The organism is Ruegeria sp. P8 (assembly GCF_056534665.1).
On the sequence record NZ_JBQERC010000001.1, the window covers coordinates 476965 to 496419 of the forward strand.

At 58.1% G+C, this 19455-nt stretch carries 18 protein-coding genes and 1 tRNA gene; 10 read left to right on the forward strand and 9 right to left on the reverse strand.

Features of this window, described 5'->3' with window-relative positions; all coding sequences use genetic code 11:
- Window positions 1-77 precede the first annotated feature (77 nt).
- From ACR0BZ_RS02385 to ACR0BZ_RS02395, 3 genes are all read left to right on the forward strand, one after another.
- Window positions 78-1637, forward strand: coding sequence for a trimethylamine methyltransferase family protein (locus ACR0BZ_RS02385; RefSeq protein ID WP_480481769.1), 1560 nt, complete (start codon window positions 78-80; stop codon window positions 1635-1637).
- A gap of 118 nt (window positions 1638-1755) precedes the next feature.
- Entirely contained in the window at window positions 1756-2343 is a 588-nt protein-coding gene (locus tag ACR0BZ_RS02390) for a heme NO-binding domain-containing protein (RefSeq protein WP_480481768.1), read from the forward strand.
- Entirely contained in the window at window positions 2340-3332 is a 993-nt protein-coding gene (locus tag ACR0BZ_RS02395) for a diguanylate cyclase domain-containing protein (protein WP_480919349.1), read from the forward strand. Before ACR0BZ_RS02390 ends, ACR0BZ_RS02395 begins: the two co-directional genes overlap by 4 nt.
- Window positions 3333-3370: 38 nt before the next feature.
- Here ACR0BZ_RS02395 and ACR0BZ_RS02400 read toward each other — a convergent pair whose 3' ends face one another.
- From ACR0BZ_RS02400 to ACR0BZ_RS02435, 8 genes are all read right to left on the reverse strand, one after another.
- On the reverse strand, window positions 3371-4069 hold the full coding sequence (locus ACR0BZ_RS02400; protein ID WP_480919350.1) for a CbiX/SirB N-terminal domain-containing protein: 699 nt from the start codon (window positions 4067-4069) through the stop codon (window positions 3371-3373).
- Between the two features lie 61 nt (window positions 4070-4130).
- Window positions 4131-5063 (reverse strand): AEC family transporter, encoded by a 933-nt coding sequence (locus tag ACR0BZ_RS02405; RefSeq protein ID WP_480486182.1) that lies wholly within the window; start codon window positions 5061-5063, stop codon window positions 4131-4133.
- A gap of 33 nt (window positions 5064-5096) precedes the next feature.
- Window positions 5097-5915, reverse strand: coding sequence for an MBL fold metallo-hydrolase (locus ACR0BZ_RS02410; RefSeq protein WP_267362766.1), 819 nt, complete (start codon window positions 5913-5915; stop codon window positions 5097-5099).
- Window positions 5912-6718, reverse strand: a complete 807-nt coding sequence (locus ACR0BZ_RS02415; protein ID WP_480919351.1) for a TatD family hydrolase — start codon at window positions 6716-6718, stop codon at window positions 5912-5914. Before ACR0BZ_RS02415 ends, ACR0BZ_RS02410 begins: the two co-directional genes overlap by 4 nt.
- A complete protein-coding gene (locus ACR0BZ_RS02420) occupies window positions 6715-7836 on the reverse strand; it encodes a DNA polymerase III subunit delta' (RefSeq protein WP_480481763.1) in 1122 nt (373 codons plus the stop codon). Before ACR0BZ_RS02420 ends, ACR0BZ_RS02415 begins: the two co-directional genes overlap by 4 nt.
- 3 nt (window positions 7837-7839) lie before the next feature.
- Complete coding sequence (gene tmk, locus ACR0BZ_RS02425; RefSeq protein WP_480486178.1) at window positions 7840-8466, reverse strand: dTMP kinase; 627 nt, start codon at window positions 8464-8466, stop codon at window positions 7840-7842.
- Window positions 8463-9629, reverse strand: a complete 1167-nt coding sequence (locus ACR0BZ_RS02430) for a D-alanyl-D-alanine carboxypeptidase family protein (protein ID WP_480919352.1) — start codon at window positions 9627-9629, stop codon at window positions 8463-8465. The genes tmk and ACR0BZ_RS02430 overlap by 4 nt, the downstream gene beginning before the upstream one ends.
- 16 nt (window positions 9630-9645) lie before the next feature.
- Entirely contained in the window at window positions 9646-10914 is a 1269-nt protein-coding gene (locus ACR0BZ_RS02435; RefSeq protein ID WP_480919353.1) for an SPOR domain-containing protein, read from the reverse strand.
- A 217-nt stretch (window positions 10915-11131) separates the two neighbouring features.
- Here ACR0BZ_RS02435 and ACR0BZ_RS02440 point away from each other — a divergent pair.
- The 7 genes from ACR0BZ_RS02440 (at window position 11132) to ACR0BZ_RS02470 (ending at window position 17910) form a co-directional block, all read left to right on the forward strand.
- Window positions 11132-11221: transfer RNA gene (locus tag ACR0BZ_RS02440), tRNA-Ser, on the forward strand.
- Between the two features lie 238 nt (window positions 11222-11459).
- On the forward strand, window positions 11460-11930 hold the full coding sequence (locus ACR0BZ_RS02445; protein WP_480537509.1) for an Rrf2 family transcriptional regulator: 471 nt from the start codon (window positions 11460-11462) through the stop codon (window positions 11928-11930).
- Window positions 11927-12592, forward strand: coding sequence for a Crp/Fnr family transcriptional regulator (locus tag ACR0BZ_RS02450; protein WP_480919354.1), 666 nt, complete (start codon window positions 11927-11929; stop codon window positions 12590-12592). The genes ACR0BZ_RS02445 and ACR0BZ_RS02450 overlap by 4 nt, the downstream gene beginning before the upstream one ends.
- A gap of 150 nt (window positions 12593-12742) precedes the next feature.
- Entirely contained in the window at window positions 12743-13363 is a 621-nt protein-coding gene (locus ACR0BZ_RS02455; protein ID WP_480919355.1) for a hypothetical protein, read from the forward strand.
- 92 nt (window positions 13364-13455) lie between these two features.
- Window positions 13456-14340, forward strand: a complete 885-nt coding sequence (locus ACR0BZ_RS02460; protein ID WP_480919461.1) for an MBL fold metallo-hydrolase — start codon at window positions 13456-13458, stop codon at window positions 14338-14340.
- A 15-nt stretch (window positions 14341-14355) separates the two neighbouring features.
- On the forward strand, window positions 14356-16038 hold the full coding sequence (locus ACR0BZ_RS02465; RefSeq protein ID WP_480919356.1) for a bifunctional protein tyrosine phosphatase family protein/NAD(P)/FAD-dependent oxidoreductase: 1683 nt from the start codon (window positions 14356-14358) through the stop codon (window positions 16036-16038).
- 135 nt (window positions 16039-16173) lie between these two features.
- Entirely contained in the window at window positions 16174-17910 is a 1737-nt protein-coding gene (locus tag ACR0BZ_RS02470; RefSeq protein ID WP_480919357.1) for a SulP family inorganic anion transporter, read from the forward strand.
- Between the two features lie 61 nt (window positions 17911-17971).
- On the opposite strand, the gene ACR0BZ_RS02475 is transcribed toward ACR0BZ_RS02470, so the two are convergent.
- Window positions 17972-19450: an aldehyde dehydrogenase gene (locus ACR0BZ_RS02475; RefSeq protein ID WP_480919358.1), complete on the reverse strand. Its 1479-nt coding sequence runs from the start codon at window positions 19448-19450 to the stop codon at window positions 17972-17974.
- Window positions 19451-19455: the final 5 nt, after the last annotated feature.

Below are 19455 nucleotides of genomic sequence, written 5' to 3' on the forward strand. Positions count from 1 at the left end.
ACAAGCTCTGTCGCAGATGGAGCGGCCAGAAATGCGTCTTCGGGTCTTGCTTGTATCAAGCCAGAACGGAGGCAACCATGGCCGAGACCAACACACGCAAACGCCGCGGCGGAGGACGCGCAGGTGCGGCAGCACGCAGGGGCAGCGCGGTGATTGACCAGATGCCGTGGGACCCACCCATCAATATAGATCGCCCGACTGAACCGCTGGATCAGGCCGGGATCGAAGCGATCCATGAAGGGGCCATGCGTATTCTGGAAGAGATCGGGATCGAATTCTACAATGAAGAGGCAATCGGCATCCTGCGCGAGGCGGGGTGCACGATCGATGGTGACAACGTCCGCATGGGGCGTGATTTCGTCATGGAGATGATCGCCAAGGCGCCCAGCCAGTTTTCCATCACGCCCCGCAATGTTGACCACAGGATCGAGATCGGTGGAAAGAACATCCTGTTCGGCAACGTTTCGTCGCCGCCTAATTACTGGGACATGGAGATTGGAAAGAAAGTGCCCGGCAATCGCGAGATGTGCCAGAATCTTCTGAAACTGACGCAGTACTTCAACTGTATTCACTTCGCAGGCGGATATCCTGTAGAACCCGTCGATATTCATGCCAGCGTCCGGCATCTGGATGTGCTGTATGACAAGCTGACCCTGACCGACAAGGCGATGCACGCTTATTCGTTGGGTAAGGAACGTGTCGAAGATGTGATGGAAATGGTGCGCATCGCGGGCGGTCTCAGCCATGAGGAATTCGAAGCCTCGCCGCGGATGTACACCAACATCAACTCGACCTCGCCGCTGAAGCATGACCATCCGATGATTGATGGCTGCCTGAGATTGGCGCGGCGCGGGCAGGCAATTGTCGTAACCCCCTTTACGCTGGCGGGGGCAATGGCACCGGTAACGATGGCGGGGGCGGTTGCCCAATCCCTGGCCGAAGCCTTATGCGCTATCGCTTTGTTCCAATATGTGCGCCCCGGTATTCCCTGCGTAATCGGAACGTTCACGTCGAACGTGGACATGAAATCAGGCGCGCCCGCTTTCGGGACGCCGGAATACATGCGCTCGACCCAGATGACCGGGCAGATGGCGCGATATTATGGGCTGCCGCTGCGTTCATCCGGTGTGTGTGCGGCCAATGTGCCAGACGGGCAATCCGTGTGGGAAACCTCGAATTCGCTCTGGGCGGCCGTGCAGTCGGGCACCAACATGGTGTACCACGCCGCCGGTTGGCTGGAAGGCGGCCTGATCGCAAGCCCGGAAAAATTCATTATGGATTGCGAGGTTTTGCAGCAAATTCAGCGCTATATGAACCCTGATCTAACCGCGACCGGACCGGATGAGATTGCTTTGGATGCCATCCGCGCGGTTGGCAATGACGGTCACTTTTTTGGAATCCAACACACACAGGATCGCTACACCACGGCCTTCTACCAGCCCTTCCTGAGCGACTGGAAGAACTATGAGGGCTGGGAGGCCGCCGGAGGCATCTGGACGGCTGAGCGTGCGCATCACATGTTCAAAGAGATCATCTCGAGCTTTGAGGCACCTCCGATGGACGATGGTATCCGCGAGGAACTGGCCGAGTTCGTTGAACGCCGCAAGGCTGAAGGCGGCGCGCCGACGGACTTCTGACAGGGCGGGTAGTGTCGACTTGATACTCCGTTGCTTTCACAGCAACTCGGGGCGAATTTTGGCTATTTGTTAAGGTTTCTCAGACCACAGTGCCAAGGACACCAATCTGAGGCATCCGATGCATGGTCTGATCAATCGGGCGATACAGTCCTTTGTCGGCGCGACCTACGGGCAATCCTGCTGGGTTCGCGTGACCGAAGGTGCGCGGCTAGGGTTTGTCGAGTTTGAAGCCATGCTCATCTATGATGATGACATGACGACCCGGTTGCTCGAGGCCCTGAGTATTGACCTCAACCGACCACAGGCGGAAATCCTCGAAGATCTGGGAACATATCTGGTGTCCCATCCGAACATGGAAGGGCTGCGCCGACTGCTCAGGTTTGGGGGTGTCACCTATGTTGAGTTCCTTCATTCCCTTGATGATCTTGCGGATCGTGTAAGACTGGCTGTCTCTGATCTGAATTTGCCTGCGCTTGAGTTGAGAGAGCTTTCAGCCACGGAATACCAGTTGTGCTGCCTTCCGGACTTACCAGGATTTTCCAGTGTTATGGTCGGGGTCCTGCGCGCGATGGCCGATGATTATGGTGCGCTGGTGATGCTGTCGCATGAGGGTCGTCAGGAGTGTTGTGAAATTATTTCAATCATTTTGGTAGAAAGCGCCTTTGCCGAGGGGCGCCATTTTGATCTGGGGGCTCGGAACAGATGACACATACTCAGGAACTGGCAGATCTTCTGGAAACGCTTTGCCCGATGTTCCTGTTGGTGGACCGAAGCGGATGCATTCAACAAGCGGGTCCGACACTGCAAAAGCTGCGGCCCGAATTGCCTTTGGTCGGGCTGGGGGTTCTGGACGTGTTCGAGCTGATCCGCCCCAGAACAGTCACCACCCTTCCCGCGTTGATGTCGATGGCCGGTGCCAAACTGCATCTGAGATTTCGCGATGAACCGCGTACGACCCTGAAAGGCCTGGTCGCGCCCTTGCCCGACTCGGGCGGTGCAGTCATCAATCTGTCATTCGGTATTTCGATTTTGGATGCGGTTCGGGATTACGCCCTGACAAGCGCTGATTTTTCCGGCACTGACCTGGCGATCGAGCTGTTGTATCTGGTCGAAGCCAAATCCGCCGCGATGGAAGCGTCCCGTTCACTTAATCTCAGGCTTCAGGGGGCAATGCTAGCCGCGGAAGAGCAGGCATATACCGATACATTGACAGGATTGAAGAACCGCCGCGCGATGGATCATTTGTTGGGGCATCTGATCCTGGCAAATTCTACATTTGCCCTTATGCATCTGGATTTAGACTTCTTTAAATCCGTGAATGATCGGCTGGGCCATGCCGCCGGGGATTACGTTTTGCAACAGGCGGCCCGCATCATGCTTGAAGAGACGCGTGGAGACGATACGGTTGCCCGGGTTGGTGGGGATGAGTTTGTCATAATTTTCAAGGGCCTGACGCGGGAAGAAACTCTGGAGTCCATCGCCGGCCGTCTGATCGCAAGGTTGAATGAACCCATGATGTTTCAGGACCAACCGTGCTGTATCTCAGCAAGTATCGGAACGGCCTTGTCCACCCAGTTCAAGGTTGCCAAAGCCGCTGACATCCTTCACGCCGCCGACGTTGCCCTTTATCAGGCCAAGCGAGATGGCCGGTCCTGCCATCGCCTGTATTCCACTCTGATCAAAGCGCAAACCTGAGTTTTGCCTGTTTTCGGGTCAAAGATCTCAGCAAATTATCACGCGAGCTGAACGGCCTTTGTTACCTGCTTGGCAATCTGGTGCCGGATGGGTGGCAGTTCTCCAACCACTGGCAGCAGAACGCCTTTGAACCCTGCTTGGCTCAATCCGGCGGGTACGTCTTCAATTGCGTGCCCCCCGGTGCAGGCAAAGAACGGAAGGCACAGTGCCTGGGCCCCCGTGCCGGTTGCGGCGTCGGAAATGGATGGCGGCTCTTCAACAAACCCAACGCGGACAGATTTGAAAACCAGCATTTCCTCAAGTTGAGATGCGAAGTTCAGTGCCACGGCCGACGGGTTTCGACTACGCCCCGACCCATGTGCGGCAATGACCAGATCGGTCGACGCAGTTACCCAATTTCTTTCGGACAACTCAGATTGCAGGGCTTGCGCGGTCATTTCCGGTAGCTCTGGGTCAACACCCAACGGGTCTAGAATGCGCGCTTTGTGATCCCCTAATCGTTTGGGCAAAGCGCTGGTGACAAACCATCCATTTGCCATGAAAAGCGGATAAATGACCGTGTTTTCCGGCAAGCTGCTCAGCTTAGCCTCGAACGCGCCGGGCGCGGCCAGAGTTGCGGCATGCACCGTTACATGCTCGGTCAGGGCGTCGACCGTAGCCGCGAACGCAGCCAAAGCAGCCTCGGCCGGTTCTGGATCGGACGGCTGACCATGTGCGACGATGATGGCATGTGGCATTTGGATCTCCTGACACGAAATGCGTTAGGTGCCTCTGTGCGAACCGAAGTCAACACTACTGTTAGCCCAGAACCGTTAGCCAAAGCCAGACAGTCAGGATAGATGTGGCTGTCCCAATGAGAACAGCCGAAGCTGCCACCCGCTTGGCGCGGCCATACATGTTAGCAAAGATATAGGCGTTGAACCCCGGCGCCATGGCTGCGTTCAACACGCCCGAGCGGAACAGGTCCTGAGGCAGCCCTGTGGATTTGCCGAATATCCACACAAGGCTGGGATGCAGCATCAGCGAGATACAGCAAACAAAAGCGATGGTGCGCAGATCGCCTTCGGGTTTGTATTTGACCAGTACCCCGCCCAGTGCAAACAGGGCGCCAGGCAGGGCGGCCCGCGTGATCAGACCAAGGGCTTCGTCCACCACAGCCGGGATGTCCAAACCGGATAGATTAACCACGAATCCCAGTGCAATACCAAGGATCAGCGCGTTCTTGAACATTGCCGACAGAACAGAACGCGCCATGCGTACGCCACCGTTTCCGCGATTGCGGACAACCTCCATCACCGTGATCCCTACGCCGTAACAAAACGGGGAATGGAAGGCGATAATCGCATAGTTGCCTGTCAAGTTCTCGGGACCATAAGCGCGTTCGGTAATCGGCAATCCCAGCAGAACCGAGTTAGAGAACAGGCAACAAAACCCGATTGCCACGCAGTCTTCCCATTCGCGGCCGAAAATGATGCGCGCACCAAAAAGACCAGCGATGAAACACAAGGCGGCGGCGGAATAGAAACTGGCCAAAAGCCGGGGATCGAAACTGGCGCTGAGGTCCAGATGCGCGATGGCAAGAAACAACAGGCATGGGATCGCGAACCCTTGAGTAAATCTCATCAGCCCGTCGACATGGTCTTCTTTGAAATATCCTGTTCGTGTTGCCGTGTAGCCGGCACCGATCACAAGAAAGACAGGAAGAATGACGTCAATCAGACTTTGCAGCATTTGGCCCCCGTGCAACGGCCAGGTTGCGATATCTTATGCAAAAGGAACAGGGGCCTGAAACGCGTGATGTATCACCATCCCGTCATAGGCGGGGGTGATATTGTCCGGAGTTTCTGCATCGAGGGTCATATAATCCAGATCGATGTGCATGTTGGTTAGAATCGCCTGTTTTGGTTGCAGCTTCTCAATCCACTCAAGCGTTTTTTCCAGATGTGCATGTGTGGGATGAGGGCTTCGGCGCAGGGCGTCGATTATAAGATATTCCAACCCTTCCATTTCAGGCCATGCGTCGTCGTATATTTCGGCAACATCCGGCAAATAGGCGAGCCGTCCCATGCGAAAACCTAGAGAATCTATCGAGCCGTGATTGACCTTGAATGGACGAAACGGAATGGGCCCGCCCGGTCCGTCGATTTCGAACGGCCCGTCGATGGACTTGAGGTCGAGGATCGGAGGATAAGGTGACCCTTCGGGTTGAATGAAGGCGTATCCAAACCGCCCCAGCAGGGCGTTCTGAGTATCACCATCAGCCCAGACCGGTACACGGGTTTTCATGTTGAACACGATCATGCGCAGGTCGTCGATTCCATGGACATGATCCGCGTGAGAGTGTGTATAGACTACACCATCAAGCCGCCCGGTGCCCGTGTCCAGCAACTGGCTGCGCATGTCCGGGGTCGTATCAATCAACACTGAGGTTGTGCCGCCGGGGCCGTCACGCTCGACAAGCAGGGAACAGCGCCGGCGAATGTTCCTGGGGTTAGCAGGATCGCAAGCACCCCAGTGGCCACCCAACCGGGGTACGCCGCCTGACGATCCGCAGCCCAGAATGGTAAATCGCAATTCGGTCATGCAGCGGCCCTGTTCGTTGCCGCCTTGCTGAACAGCCGGTCAAAGTTCGCCTGAGTTTGGGCGGCAAAAGCCGGATACTCCAGACCGAACACTTCAGCCCCTTTTCGGGCTGTATGTGCGGTATAGGCCGGTTCGTTTCGCTTGCCACGATAAGGGGGCGGCGCAAGATAGGGCGCATCGGTTTCCACCAGAATGCGATCCACCGGCGCGCTTGCGAAAATGTCGCGCAACTCCTGGCTTTTGGGAAAGGCCGCAATGCCGGACATGGACAGATAAAACCCAAGATCCAGCGCGGCTTTGGCCAACTCGGCCGAGGACGAGAAACAGTGCATCACGCAGGAATAGGGCGCATTGCGATACTCTTCGGCCAGAATTTGGGCCATATCGTCGTCTGCCGCGCGGGCATGAATGATCAAAGGCAACCCTGTGCGCTGGGCTGCTTCGATATGAATGCGCAGGGATTGCTTCTGAAGCTCAGCGCTGTCGGCGGTATAGTGGTAATCCAGACCTGATTCACCGATGCCCACAAATTTGGGATGTTGTGCCAGCGCAACCAATTCATCGACCGAGACCATAGGCTCGTCAGCGGCGCTCATCGGATGGGTGCCTGCGGCGTAGAATACCGGTGCATGGGCTTCGGCAATTGCACGGACTGCGGGTTCATTGCGCAGTTTGGTGCAAATCGTCACCATCCGGGTCACGCCAGCCTCGGCCGCGCGCGAGATGATGTCGTCCAACTGACCGTCAAAATTCGGGAAGTCCAGATGGCAGTGACTGTCGGTGATCTGGGGGGTGTCGCTCATCTGACCTGGCCGGCGGTTTCCTGTATCTTGAACACCGTATCTAGGACCAGAGCGGCAGGGTCAAGGTTCACCGCCTGACCATGTCGCGCGCGGGCTGTGATTGTCGCTGCGACTTCGGCCCAGCGACGGGCCTGATCCGAAGAATCCGACAGTCTGGCCAGCGTTTCAGCTTCGTTCGGGGCGGCCTCAGAGGTCGGCGGTGCTCCGGTTGCCCCGGTCAGGGCCAGCCGAGACAAGGCGATATCGATCAGTGTCAGCAGCAGATCAAAGCGCTCGGCCGCGCCGCGTTGTGCCGCGGCCTCGGCCAGGGCCAGCGCGCGCTGCCGGTCCAGGCGGGGCAGGGTGCCCAGAATGGCAATCAGTTCGGCATAGATTTCAAGTCCGCCCAGATTGATCAGGCGAACGGCCTCCCCGACCGAGCCAGCGGCCAATGCGGCGAGATATTCGGGATGCGTCGGTAAGGTCGTCCCGGTTTGCGACAGCGCGTCCTGCATATCCCCGGCACTCAGGGACCCAAGACGCAAGGTCCGGCACCGAGAGCGGATGGTCGGCAACAAGCGCGAGGGTTGGTGCGATACCAGCAAAAGAGTTGTACGCGCCGGAGGCTCTTCCAGCATCTTCAGCAAAGCATTGGCGGCGCTGACATTCATCTCATCCGCCGAATCCACGATTACAATCCGGCGCCCACCATCGGCAGAGGACAGGCCAAAGAACTTTCCCAGCTTTCGGATGTCGTCCACAACGATTTCGTTGCGCAGCCGCCCCTGATCATTCAGCGACCGGGCTATCGCGGCCAATCCCGGCTCGGCCCCGGCCAGAATGCGACGTGACACCGGGTGGTCGCGATCAATGTCGAGCGTCTCTGGCGGTGGCGGCGCGCCAAACAGCCCACCGTCGTTTGCCAAAGGTGTTGCCAGCAAGAACCGCGCAATCCGCCAGGCCAACGTTGCCTTGCCGACGCCACGCGGCCCGGTCAGCAACCAGCCGTGGTGCAGCCGGTCCGAGTTGTAGGCGGTCAGAAACGCCTGTTCCGCCGCATCCTGACCAAAAAGCCGGACGGTCTCGCGGGGATGCGGCGCACCGGGCACCTGATCCGGAGAGGGGATTTCGTCATTCATCGTCTATCGCAAAGCAGCCTGGACGATTTCTGTCACATCCTGCGCAACGCTGTCCATGTCCCGGTTACCGTCCACCACGCGGAAACGGTCGGAAAACTCATGGGCCAGTGCCAGAAAGCCAGCCCGCATTTTCCTTTGTAGGTCCGGGCCGAAATCTTCGAACCGTTCTTCCGCGCCTTGCCGCCCTTTGGCGCGGGACAGGCCGGTATCGGGGTCCATGTCGATCAGCAGCGTCAAGTTCGGCTCGCGCTTGATCATCAGGCTGTGCAGCTGATCAACAAGGCCGCGCAGATCGCCCCGCGACAGGCCCTGATACATACGTGTGCTGTCGGCAAAGCGGTCGCAGATCACCACTTGCCCTGCGGCAAGTGCGGGTTCGATCGTACGTTCCAGATGGTCGCGGCGGGCGGCCGTGAACAACAGGATTTCCGTTTCGGCCGACCAGCGGTCGGGATCACCTTCCAATACCAGGCTGCGGATTTCCTCCGCGCCGGGTGAGCCGCCCGGTTCACGCGTCAAAACGACCTCATGACCCTGCGCCCGCAGTTGATCCGCCAGCATCCGCGCCTGAGTTGACTTGCCTGATCCGTCAATGCCTTCGAAAGTCAGAAATAAACCCGCCTTGGTCACATCGACTCCAGCGGGTTATTGATCACGTCTTTCAGAACAATGCCGCCAACAGTCAGCATACGCACGACAAATCCGCCAACTGCAACGTCTTCCGCCGCCACCAGCGGACGTCGTATTTCAGGCAATCCTTCAGGCTTGATGACAAGCTCGGCCAGTTGCTGGCCTTTCTTGACCGGCGCATTGACGGGACCCTGATACACAACTTCGGCCTTGACGTTCTGTGTGCCCAGAACCGGAAACAGAACCGTCAGATCGCCGTCAGGTACAAGACCTACGGTCTTTTTCTCGCCCATCCACAGCTTGGCTTCAGCTATCGGCGTTTCCGCGTTGGCAACTGTCCTCTCGACAAAATTTCGAAACGACCAATTAACCACGGCCTCAGCCTCCTCTGCCCGTTGGCCGGTGCTGTCCAGCCCGCTGAGGACAAAGATGACACGGCGGTCGCCTTGTTTGGCAGACCCGACCAGGCCGTATCCGGCCTCTTGCGTGTGGCCGGTTTTCAGGCCATCCGCGCCGATGCTCAGTTTCAGCAATGGATTGCGGTTCCGGGCATTCGACGGCGCACGGCCATCGAATTCGAATACCTCTTCTGAAAACAGAGGGTAATATTCTGGGAAGTCGGTAATCAACCTGTCGGCCAGAACCGCCAAGTCATGAACCGACATCATATGTCCGGCGGCAGGCCACCCATTCGAATTCGCAAAGTTCGAGTTGTTCATACCCATCTGCTTGGCGCGTTGGGTCATATATCGGGCAAACCCGGCCTCTGTGCCGTCAGGGCTTAGCGCCTCGGCGAGGACCACGCAGGCGTCGTTGCCTGACAGAACGATGATGCCGCGCAGCAGGTCTTCGACCCGAACCCGGTCCTGCGTGTTCAGAAACATGGTCGAGCCGCCATAGCTCATCGCGTGTTCGGACACGGGCAGGGTTTCGTCCAGCGTCAGTCTTCCGTCACGCAGCGCTTCGAAAGCTACATACAGCGTCATGAGCTTGGACATGGATGCAGGCGGCAAGGGCTGATCGGCGTCTTTTGCCAAAAGCACCGTACCGGTGGTCTGATCGATCACATAAGCCGCGCGGGCAGATGTATCAAAAGCCTGAGCCGGGATTGCCAGTACAGCAAGCCCAATGGCCAGAACAGATGTTCGCAATGAGGATAGCATGTTATGCCTCCTTGTATCAGTCGGACACGGTGAACGCATCTTTGAAACCAAGGTCCTTTACATCTTTTTGAATGGCCTTGCGTTCGGCCCGGGTTGCGGCAGGGCCAACCAGGACCCGCCATACTGTTTTGTTTTCGGTTTTCAGTTCCCGCACAACAGTCGACATGCCATTCCGGCGCACTTTCTCAGCAGCGGTATTCGCATTTGCTTCGACGCTGAATGTGCCGATCTGCACAAATGGTTTGCTCAGCGACGACGCAGCGCCTGTCGCTGCCGCTGCGGCCGGAACCGCTTCGGTCGCGTCAATCGCGGATGCTGCGCCTTCGATGGGGTCTAGTGGTGTTTCGGTGATTTCAGCGGGGTCTTTCTTTTGCCACCACTTCCGTTTTGCAGGCTTTTCAGCGGGGGCCTCGACGGGCGCATCTGACAACGCTGGTGTAGCTGCGGCTGCCGCAACATCTGCGGCCACATCAGCACCGCCTGTTGCTGCACCCGCCGCAGCCACGGTGGCTCCCGCAGCCGCTGCTGCTGCTGGCTCTTTTTTCTGCCACCACTTCCGCTTGGCGGGTTTCTTTTCAGCGGGCTCTGCCGGATCCTCAGTGGCCGCCGCCGCATCGGTGGTCGCTTCCGTACTTTCGGTCGCCTCATTGGCAGAACTTTCCGCTTCCGCCGCGACTACTGCTGTACCGGTTGCTGCTGCTGGCGCCTTCTTTTGCCACCATTTCGGCTTGGCCGGTTTTTCGGTATTTGCCGCGGATGGGGCGTCGGTGGCCGCGGCGTCCGACACCGCAGCCGTATCCGTCGCCTCGTCTTCCGGTTTGGGCGCGTCCTCTGGTTGTGATTCCTTTACAGTTTCACGGCGTAGGGCGACGACACTGACCTTTGTCGGCGCGCCCGCCAGCATTCCGAGCTGTTCCGCAGCCGCAGATGAAACCTGAATCGCTGGGCCGGGCAGGTTGCGTTCACGTCGAAACAGGGCCCCTGTTACGGACTTGTTGTTTGCAGTGTTCGTAATCACGACACGCTCGGGCTGGGATACTTCCGGGTAGGCAACCCAGATACCGCCCAGCGAGGGCCTGCCATCCCAAAGCCCTGCTTCGGTGACCTGAAAAACCTCGGGGGCTTCGACGTCACGCTGCGAGCCCGAGACCACCTCGGGAAGGAGTTCAGTTTTGTTTGAGTTTTCTTCAGGTTTTTCAGCCTCTTGAGGAATATCCTCACACCCGCTCAGAACTGTCAAAGTCAACGCCAGATACGCCAACCGTTTCGGTCCCGGGCGTGTCATGATCGCTCGCTTCATCTGCTTATCCCTTGCCTGAAGGGGTCTCGTCCTCGGAACCCCGCTGCCGGTCTGCTGGTTCTGCTTGCCAGCCTGTTTCGGTCTATTTCGGGGATCATAACGCGGCTGAAGAGTCATGGAAAGACCGCTGCGCGGGCTTCGGCAAGAAATCCCGATTTCGACTTGCCTCTGGCCGAACTTGCGCTTAGACCCTGCCTTCGACGGGGAGGTGGCAGAGTGGTCGAATGCGGCGGTCTTGAAAACCGTTGGGCGTGAGAGCGTCCCCAGGGTTCGAATCCCTGTCTCCCCGCCACTCATACCGTCTTTGTTCAGCGTTTCTGCAGAGAGTTGAACTGCCGCGCCGGCCGGACGCCAACGGCTTCCCGATCAAAGATGCCGTGATGTTCGTTGCGTCCCAGTCAACCACCCAGTCGCTGCGCAGGTCAGGTAAGTTGGTCTGACTTCACCTTCAGCGAACCACATGGTTCGTGAAAACACACAGAATTTGCAAATAAGTTATATTGCGCCTACAGCTTTTGCCGGAGGCACGCATGAAACTGACATCCTATTCCAACTATGCGCTGCGGTCTTTGCAGCTGGCCGCGCTCAAGGCCCCAGATCGCATTCGCGTTGACGATGTCGTGCGGGTGCATGGCCTTGCCCGGCCGCATATCGTAAAAATCGTGCACGAGTTGGGTCGGGCCGGGTATCTGGAAACGGCACGCGGCAGAGGCGGCGGTTTCCGGTTGGCGAAACCGGCGGAACAGATCAAAATCGGCGATGTAATTCGCCTGACTGAAGGGCCCCTGGATGTGGTCGAATGCTTTAACCCTGAAAAAAACACCTGCCCTTTGATCGGGATATGTAAACTGTCTCAAGCGATCCAAAAGGCAACACGGGCATTCATGGCTGTGCTTGATGATCTGACGCTGGCTGACATCGCCTCAAACAGAAACGAGTTGTTGAACCGTATCGCGCCGATTGAGGAGGGCATCGTGGCACCCATGCGCAACGCAAGATGACAATTTTGGACTGGACTGAGCGATTTCACGGGACAAGTCGCCTTCCGAAAGCTGTGCGGGATAGGTTGCGTACGGCGGCCCGTATCGTGCGGTGTCCTAAAGGTGGCCAGGTTTTCGGACCAGACAACGTCCCCGACAGCCTGTTATTCTTGTATGACGGACGGATACGCGTTTCTCAAAGTTCGGATTCGGGCCGCGAGATCGTGCTCTATCGGGTCGAGGCGGGGGAAAGCTGTGTACTGACGACGGCCTGTATGCTGGCAGAAGAAGCATATAACGCTGAAGGTATTGCCGAAACCGACGTAACGGCGGTGACCTTGCCGAAACATGCCTTCGATCGTCTGGTCTCGGAAGAAGACGCATTTCGCGAGTTTGTATTCGAGGCCTACTCGCGCCGGCTGATTGATCTGTTGCGGGTGGTCGATGACGTGGCATTCGGGCACCTGGATATTCGCCTTGCCGAACGTCTTCTGGTTCTGGCCGGGGGGCGGGAAGACATTCAGGCAACGCATCAGCAACTTGCCAGCGAACTGGGCACCGCGCGTGAAGTTGTCTCGCGGATTTTGCAGGACTTTCAAAAGCGCGAGATGATTACCCAATCGCGGGGGCGCATTACGATAACCGACAAGGCGGCATTGGAACGCTTGGCGCAAAGCACTTGACCATTTCGGGAAATTTTCCGGTTTCGTGACTTTGTCACTGAAGTCAGGATTTCAAAGTTATATTTACTCCTCAACTTTTCATGCCGCCAAGGTGATTGCTGGTCTGACGTGAAGGCCGGATATGGGCTGGCAGAAACGGAGGAGACGAAGATGAATGTGCGCAAACACGCCCGGACGTTCGGCGGCATCGCCATTGCGTTGCTAGTTGCTGCTTTGGTCGGCGCGGCTGGCAGTTACATCTTTCTGATGTCCGGGCACGGGCATCGCCAGGGCATGGCCGGTGAACGGGCAGAGCATCGTCACGGTGCAGATGGGCAAGGCCACGACGAGGTCAACATGCCGGGGCTGCGGGGCGAGAACGCGACGCCCGAGGAAAGCGCCGAGCTGGCTGTGATGTTCCGCAATTTCGATACGATCACACGCGAGGTTGAAAACCTTCCCAACGGTATTCGCACTGTCACACGATCTTCCGACCCGGATGTCATGGATGCTCTGGTCTCCCATGTTGCCGGGATGATCGATCGGGTGGGCCGCAAGGATGATCCAATGATCATTATTCAGAGTCCGACCCTCGACATATTTTTTGACCATGGCGACAAGATCACCTCGGACATCGAAGTGACATCCGAAGGGATCGTAGTGATGCAAGCATCCGACGATCCGGAAATAGCCAAAGCCATGCATATCCATGCGGCCGAAGTGAGCGCGATGGCGGATCGCGGCATGGACGCCGTCCACGAAATGATGATGACACGCGGCGGAAACGGGTAACGGATCCGCGCCAGTTAGGAGGCAAGATCATGAATGATCAGAAGTCTATCGAGAGACACAACCAAAAGATGGCCGACGCGATAGCGACGCCGATTGACAACTACCCGGTGGATCTGAGCGTGAAGCCCGATGTCCAGGGTTTTTACGACGAGGCGACCGCGACAATCAGTTATATCGTTGCAGACCCGACCTCGAATGCCTGTGCGATTATCGACAGTGTCATGGACATCGATTATGCCGCTGGCCGCATTACGTTTGGCCATGCCGACATGCTGATTGCAGAGGTTGAAAAGAGGGGGCTCAAGCTGGAATGGATCATTGAGACCCACGCCCATGCCGACCACCTGTCAGCGGCGCCTTACATCCAGCAAAAGCTGGGCGGTAAGATCGGCATCGGTGAAAACATCAAGATCGTGCAAGACGTGTTTGGCAAGATCTTCAATGAAGGCACCGAGTTTCAGCGGGATGGCAGCCAGTTTGACGCCCTGTTCGTCGATGGCATGACCTATGAGATCGGCAACATGACCGCCTTTACCATGCATACACCGGGCCACACACCCGCCTGCATGGTGCATGTTGTCGGGGATGCAGCCTTTGTGGGCGACACGTTGTTCATGCCTGACGGTGGCTCGGCGCGGGCCGATTTCCCCGGTGGCGACGCGGGGACATTATTTGACTCGATCCACAAGGTGCTCAGCCTGCCGGACGAAACCCGGCTGTTCATGTGTCACGATTATGGTCCCAACGGGCGTGACATCCAATGGGAAACCACGGTGGCCGAGGAGAAGGCCCACAACATTCACGTGGGCGGTGGCAAGACTAGGGACGAGTTCATCAAGATGCGGTCCGAGCGCGACGCGACGCTGGCGATGCCGACGCTGATCGTACCCTCTATTCAGGTCAACATCCGGGCGGGCGGCATTCCAACGGACCAGGATGGGAACCAGATGCTCAAAGTTCCAGTCAACAAGCTCTGAACGCAAGAGGCACCCATGGACATCAGAAAGATATCAGGCGCAGTTTCGGTGTCGCCGCAGGTTACGCCAAATGACATCGAGGCGATAAAAGGCGCGGGCTTTCGTGCCATCATTTGCAACCGCCCCGATGGCGAAGGTGCCGATCAGCCGACATTCGAGGAAATCGAAGTAGCAGCAGAGAAACTGGGTCTCGAGGTGCGCTATGTTCCAGTGCAAACCGGGATCGTCAGGGACGAAGATGCCGAGGCCTTTGGCCGCGCGCTGACCGAGTTGCCGGGGCCGGTTCTGGCCTATTGCCGGACCGGCATGCGTTCGGCCACTCTGTGGTCGCTGAACGAGGCGGCGCACAAGCGTCCAGTATCCGAGATTCTGTCAGCCACCAAGGTCGCCGGTTATGACATGAGCGGCGTCGCCCGCCGCATTGCCAATGGTGGGAAAACGCCGACCGACACGGGCGACGCATCTTTTGATGTGGTTATCGTGGGCGGTGGGGCTGGCGGTATTGCCACTGCGGCCAGCCTGCACGCGCGCAAATCCGACCTGTCGATCGCCATCATTGATCCGTCTGACGTGCATTATTATCAGCCCGGCTGGACGTTGGTGGGCGGGGGCGTCTTCTCGGCAGAACAGACCGCCAAGACGATGGGATCCCTGATTCCGCGCGGTGTTAAGTGGATCAAGGCGGCAGTTGCGGCCTTCGAGCCGCAAAACAACGCCGTCATTCTGGATGGCTGTCGTGTGGTGAAATACGACCGTCTTGTCGTGTCTCCGGGGCTCAAGCTGGATTGGGGCGCGGTCGAAGGGCTGGAAGAAACCTTGGGCCGTAACGGGGTGACCTCGAACTACCGCTATGATCTGGCGCCCTACACCTGGCAGCTTGTCGAAGGGCTTAAGGAAGGCCGGGCGCTGTTCACGCAGCCGCCGATGCCAATCAAATGCGCGGGCGCGCCACAGAAAGCGCTATATCTGTCGGGCGATGCGTGGTTCCGGCGCGGCGTTCTGAAGGATATCGACATCCAGTTCATGAACGCGGGCGGCGTGCTGTTCGGGGTCAAGGACTATGTCCCGGCGCTGATGGAATACGTCACAAAATACGACGCCTCACTGAATTTCTTTCACAATCTGGTGTCGGTAGATGGGGCGGCGAAAAAAGCGACCTTTAAGGTTGCAATGCCCGACGCCGAGCCCGAGTTGGTCACAGTCGAGTTTGACATGATGCATGTCTGCCCACCACAGATCGCGCCGGACTTTATTCGCGTGTCGCCGCTGGCGGATGCGGGGGGCTGGGTCGATGTTGATCAGGCGACGCTGCGCCACAAGAGCTTTGACAATATCTGGTCGCTGGGCGACGTGATGAACGCGCCCAACGCCAAAACCGCAGCGGCGGCGCGTAAACAGGCACCGACCGTGGCCGATAATATCGTGGCAGACATTCAGGGCCGCGGCCCGGTTGCCGCCTATGACGGCTACGGCTCGTGCCCGTTGACGGTCGAGCGCGGCAAGATCGTTCTGGCCGAGTTCGCCTATGGTGGGGTGATGACGCCCAGTTTCCCGAAATTCCTGATCGACGGAACCAAACCCAGCCGGTTGGCGTGGCTGTTGAAGGAGAAGCTGCTGCCGCCGATCTACTGGTCCGCGATGCTGAAGGGCAAAGAGTGGTTGGCCAAGCCCGAACCACTGAAGGTGGCGACCGATTAACTCCCTTCGAAACCGACACCGGAAGAACCGGTGTTAGATCTGGCCTGTCCCGCCTTCACCAAAAGTGCGACAGGCCAAGGTATGGCGGTCAGAGCCTCCCGCGCTCTGGCCGCCGCTTTCTCAGGACGTGAACCCATGCAGAGCCTTTTACGTTTCCTTCCTATTTTTGATTGGGGTCGCCAGTATAGCCGGGAGTCGCTGTCGAATGATCTGATCGCGGCTGTGATCGTCACGATCATGCTGATCCCACAGTCCTTGGCCTATGCCTTGCTGGCAGGGTTGCCGCCTGAGGCCGGGATCTATGCTTCGATTCTACCGATCATCCTTTATGCAGTTTTTGGCACCAGCCGGGCGTTGGCGGTGGGGCCGGTGGCGGTTGTGTCGCTGCTGACAGCCAGCGCCGTGGGGCAGGTGGCCGAGCAGGGCACGGCCGGATACATGGTGGCGGCACTGACGCTGGCTTTCCTGTCGGGTGGGTTTCTGGTGTTGTTGGGCGTTTTTCGACTGGGCTTTCTGGCCAATTTCCTCAGCCATCCTGTCATCGCAGGCTTCATTACCGCATCGGGTCTCCTGATCGCGACCAGCCAGTTGAAGCATATTCTGGGTGTCGACGCCCATGGGCATACCCTGCCGGGGATGTTGGGTTCAATCTTCGAAAACCTCGGGCAAATCAGTTGGCTGACGGTAATCATCGGCGTGCTGGCCACTGCGTTTCTGTTCTGGGTGCGCAAGAACCTCAAGCCCGCGTTGCGGCGCATGGGGGTGCCGCCCCTGCTGGCTGACGTGCTGACCAAGGCCGGACCAGTGGCTGCCGTGGTGGTGACCACGGTTGTCGTCTGGGGCTTCGGGCTGGATGCGCAGGGCGTCAAGATCGTCGGCGACGTGCCCCAGAACCTTCCGCCGCTGACTTTGCCGGGGCTGTCCTCGGACCTCATCGGTGCATTGCTGGTGCCAGCGATCCTGATCTCAATCATCGGTTTTGTCGAAAGCATCTCGGTTGCGCAGACGCTGGCTGCCAAGAAACGCCAGCGCGTGGACCCCGATCAGGAGTTGATCGGTCTGGGTGCAGCAAACCTGGGCGCGGCGTTTACCGGCGGCTTTCCGGTCACCGGCGGGTTCTCACGCTCGGTGGTGAACTTCGATGCGGGGGCGGAAACTCCAGCGGCAGGCATTTATACCGCTGGTGGTTTGGCGATTGCTGCACTGTTCCTGACACCTCTGGTGTACTTTTTGCCCAAGGCCACGCTGGCCGCGACGATCATTGTTGCGGTGCTGAGCCTTGTGGACCTGTCGATCCTGAAAAAGACATGGGGATATTCGCGCGCCGATTTTACCGCCGTAGCCGCCACCATCGTCCTAACTTTGCTGGCTGGGGTCGAAACTGGCGTGGCCAGCGGCGTGGCGATTTCGATCCTTCTGCATCTCTACAAAACCTCGCGCCCGCATGTGGCCGAGGTCGGGCTTGTACCGGGTACGCAACACTTCCGTAACATCAATCGCCACAAGGTCGACACCGAGCCGTCACTGGTGACGCTGCGGGTGGATGAAAGCCTGTATTTCGTGAACGCCCGTTTCCTCGAAGACCTTATTCAGGCGCGAGTGACCGAAGGCTGCGAAATCCGCAACGTGGTTTTAATGTTCTCGGCGGTGAACGAGGTCGACTTTTCAGCCCTCGAAAGCCTTGAGGCCATTAACCATCGCCTGCGTGACATGGATGTCGGTCTGCACCTGTCCGAAGTCAAGGGCCCCGTCATGGACCGTCTGAAACAATCGCATTTCCTCGACGACCTCAACGGGCAAATCTTTCTGGCCCAGTACGACGCTTGGCAACGGTTGACCGCACCGGAGAGGGTGAGAACGGCGGCAGAGTAACAGGAGCCGCCGCATTCAGATAAGCGCCCCTTGGGTTATGCTGATCGTGGTGCAGATCACCTCAGCGCATGACAAAGGGGTTCGACATCGGTTTGTCCGATGTATTCAGCCAAACGGTCTTGGTCCGCGTGTAATCGTGAATGGCCTCTATTCCCGCTTCCCTGCCATAACCGGATTGATTGAAGCCGCCAAAGGGCGCGATGGGTGAGACCGCGCGGTAGGTGTTGATCCAGCAGATGCCCGATTTCAGGCGGGATGAAACACGGTGAGCACGGGCGACATTTTCGGTGAAGATACCCGAGCCAAGCCCGAACGGTGTGTCATTGGCCAGTGCGATTGCCTCTTCCTCGGTGTCGAAGGGCAGCAATGACATGACGGGACCGAACATTTCCACTTTCAGAGTCTCTGTCTCGGCACTGGCGCATTCCACCAGCGTTGGCGCCATGAAATGACCTGACCGATCCAGTGGCGCGCCTCCGAAACGAATACGGGCGCCCTGTTCCCTGGCCTTGGCCAGCGTCGCCTGAATTCTGACAATCTGGGCGTTTGTGCACAGCGGGCCAATATGAGTTTCAGGTTCCAATGGATCGCCGATGACAATGCCCGACATCTTTTCTTCGATTTTGGCGATAAGAGATTCCATAATTGGACGATGGATCAGCCCGCGCGATCCTGCGACGCAGCTTTGACCTGAGGCGCCGAAATTGCCCGCGATCAGTCCGTTGGCCGCACCATCCAGATTGGCATCATCGAATACTATGATCGGGGATTTTCCACCCAATTCCAACGTGGTTACGGCAAAGTTCTCAGCCGAGTTGCGCACCACATGACGCGCCGTTTCCGGGCCGCCAGTGAATGCGATCCGGTCTACGTCAGGATGTCGGGTGAGAGGGATCGCACAGTTTTCTGCGTCCCCGGTAATGACGGAAACGACGCCGGGTGGGAATCCCGCTTTGTCGATCAAGCGGGCAAATTCCAGCATTGGGGCGGGCGCAACCTCTGACGCCTTCAGCACAACAGAGCACCCCGCGGCCAGAGCTGGCCCAAGCTTGGTAGCCGTGAGAAACATCTGCGCGTTCCAGGGGACAATTGCGACCACCACGCCAATGGGCTCGCGCCGCGTAAAGACATGCATGTCCGGTTTGTCGATCGGCAGGACCGCGCCTTCGATTTTGTCCGCCAACCCCGCATAGTAGCGGTAGTAATCGCCGACATATGCCGTTTGGGTCGCGGTTTCCGCCAGTAGCTTACCACTGTCCTTCGTCTCGATCTCGCCAAGGCGTCCTGCGTTCTGTTCGATCAGTTCTGCAAGCCGGAACAACAGTTTGCCACGTGCAGTTTGTGTCATGTCCCGCCACGCCGGATCATCAAGTGACCGGCGCGCTGCAGAAACGGCGCGCTCTACGTCTTCGGCTGCGGCACAGGCGAAACTGGCCCATTCCTCGCCCGTTGCCGGATTCAACGAGGCCATCACTTGCCCACGTGCCCCTTCGGTCCAAGCGCCGTCGATAAATAACTGGTAATGTGGCTTCTGGTGCATTGCGG

Bases quoted from the DNA above. Each gene is read 5' to 3' on its own strand.
- ACR0BZ_RS02410 (WP_267362766.1), bottom strand. From the start codon at position 5,915: ATGACCGAATTGCGATTTACCATTCTGGGCTGCGGATCGTCAGGCGGC.
- ACR0BZ_RS02405 (WP_480486182.1), bottom strand. From the start codon at position 5,063: ATGCTGCAAAGTCTGATTGACGTCATTCTTCCTGTCTTTCTTGTGATC.
- ACR0BZ_RS02450 (WP_480919354.1), top strand. From the start codon at position 11,927: ATGACAATTTTGGACTGGACTGAGCGATTTCACGGGACAAGTCGCCTT.
- ACR0BZ_RS02420 (WP_480481763.1), bottom strand. From the start codon at position 7,836: ATGAATGACGAAATCCCCTCTCCGGATCAGGTGCCCGGTGCGCCGCAT.
- ACR0BZ_RS02470 (WP_480919357.1), top strand. From the start codon at position 16,174: ATGCAGAGCCTTTTACGTTTCCTTCCTATTTTTGATTGGGGTCGCCAG.
- ACR0BZ_RS02445 (WP_480537509.1), top strand. From the start codon at position 11,460: ATGAAACTGACATCCTATTCCAACTATGCGCTGCGGTCTTTGCAGCTG.
- ACR0BZ_RS02465 (WP_480919356.1), top strand. From the start codon at position 14,356: ATGGACATCAGAAAGATATCAGGCGCAGTTTCGGTGTCGCCGCAGGTT.
- ACR0BZ_RS02430 (WP_480919352.1), bottom strand. From the start codon at position 9,629: ATGCTATCCTCATTGCGAACATCTGTTCTGGCCATTGGGCTTGCTGTA.
- ACR0BZ_RS02455 (WP_480919355.1), top strand. From the start codon at position 12,743: ATGAATGTGCGCAAACACGCCCGGACGTTCGGCGGCATCGCCATTGCG.
- ACR0BZ_RS02435 (WP_480919353.1), bottom strand. From the start codon at position 10,914: ATGACACGCCCGGGACCGAAACGGTTGGCGTATCTGGCGTTGACTTTG.
- ACR0BZ_RS02385 (WP_480481769.1), top strand. From the start codon at position 78: ATGGCCGAGACCAACACACGCAAACGCCGCGGCGGAGGACGCGCAGGT.
- ACR0BZ_RS02390 (WP_480481768.1), top strand. From the start codon at position 1,756: ATGCATGGTCTGATCAATCGGGCGATACAGTCCTTTGTCGGCGCGACC.
- ACR0BZ_RS02395 (WP_480919349.1), top strand. From the start codon at position 2,340: ATGACACATACTCAGGAACTGGCAGATCTTCTGGAAACGCTTTGCCCG.
- ACR0BZ_RS02400 (WP_480919350.1), bottom strand. From the start codon at position 4,069: ATGCCACATGCCATCATCGTCGCACATGGTCAGCCGTCCGATCCAGAA.
- ACR0BZ_RS02475 (WP_480919358.1), bottom strand. From the start codon at position 19,450: ATGCACCAGAAGCCACATTACCAGTTATTTATCGACGGCGCTTGGACC.
- ACR0BZ_RS02415 (WP_480919351.1), bottom strand. From the start codon at position 6,718: ATGAGCGACACCCCCCAGATCACCGACAGTCACTGCCATCTGGACTTC.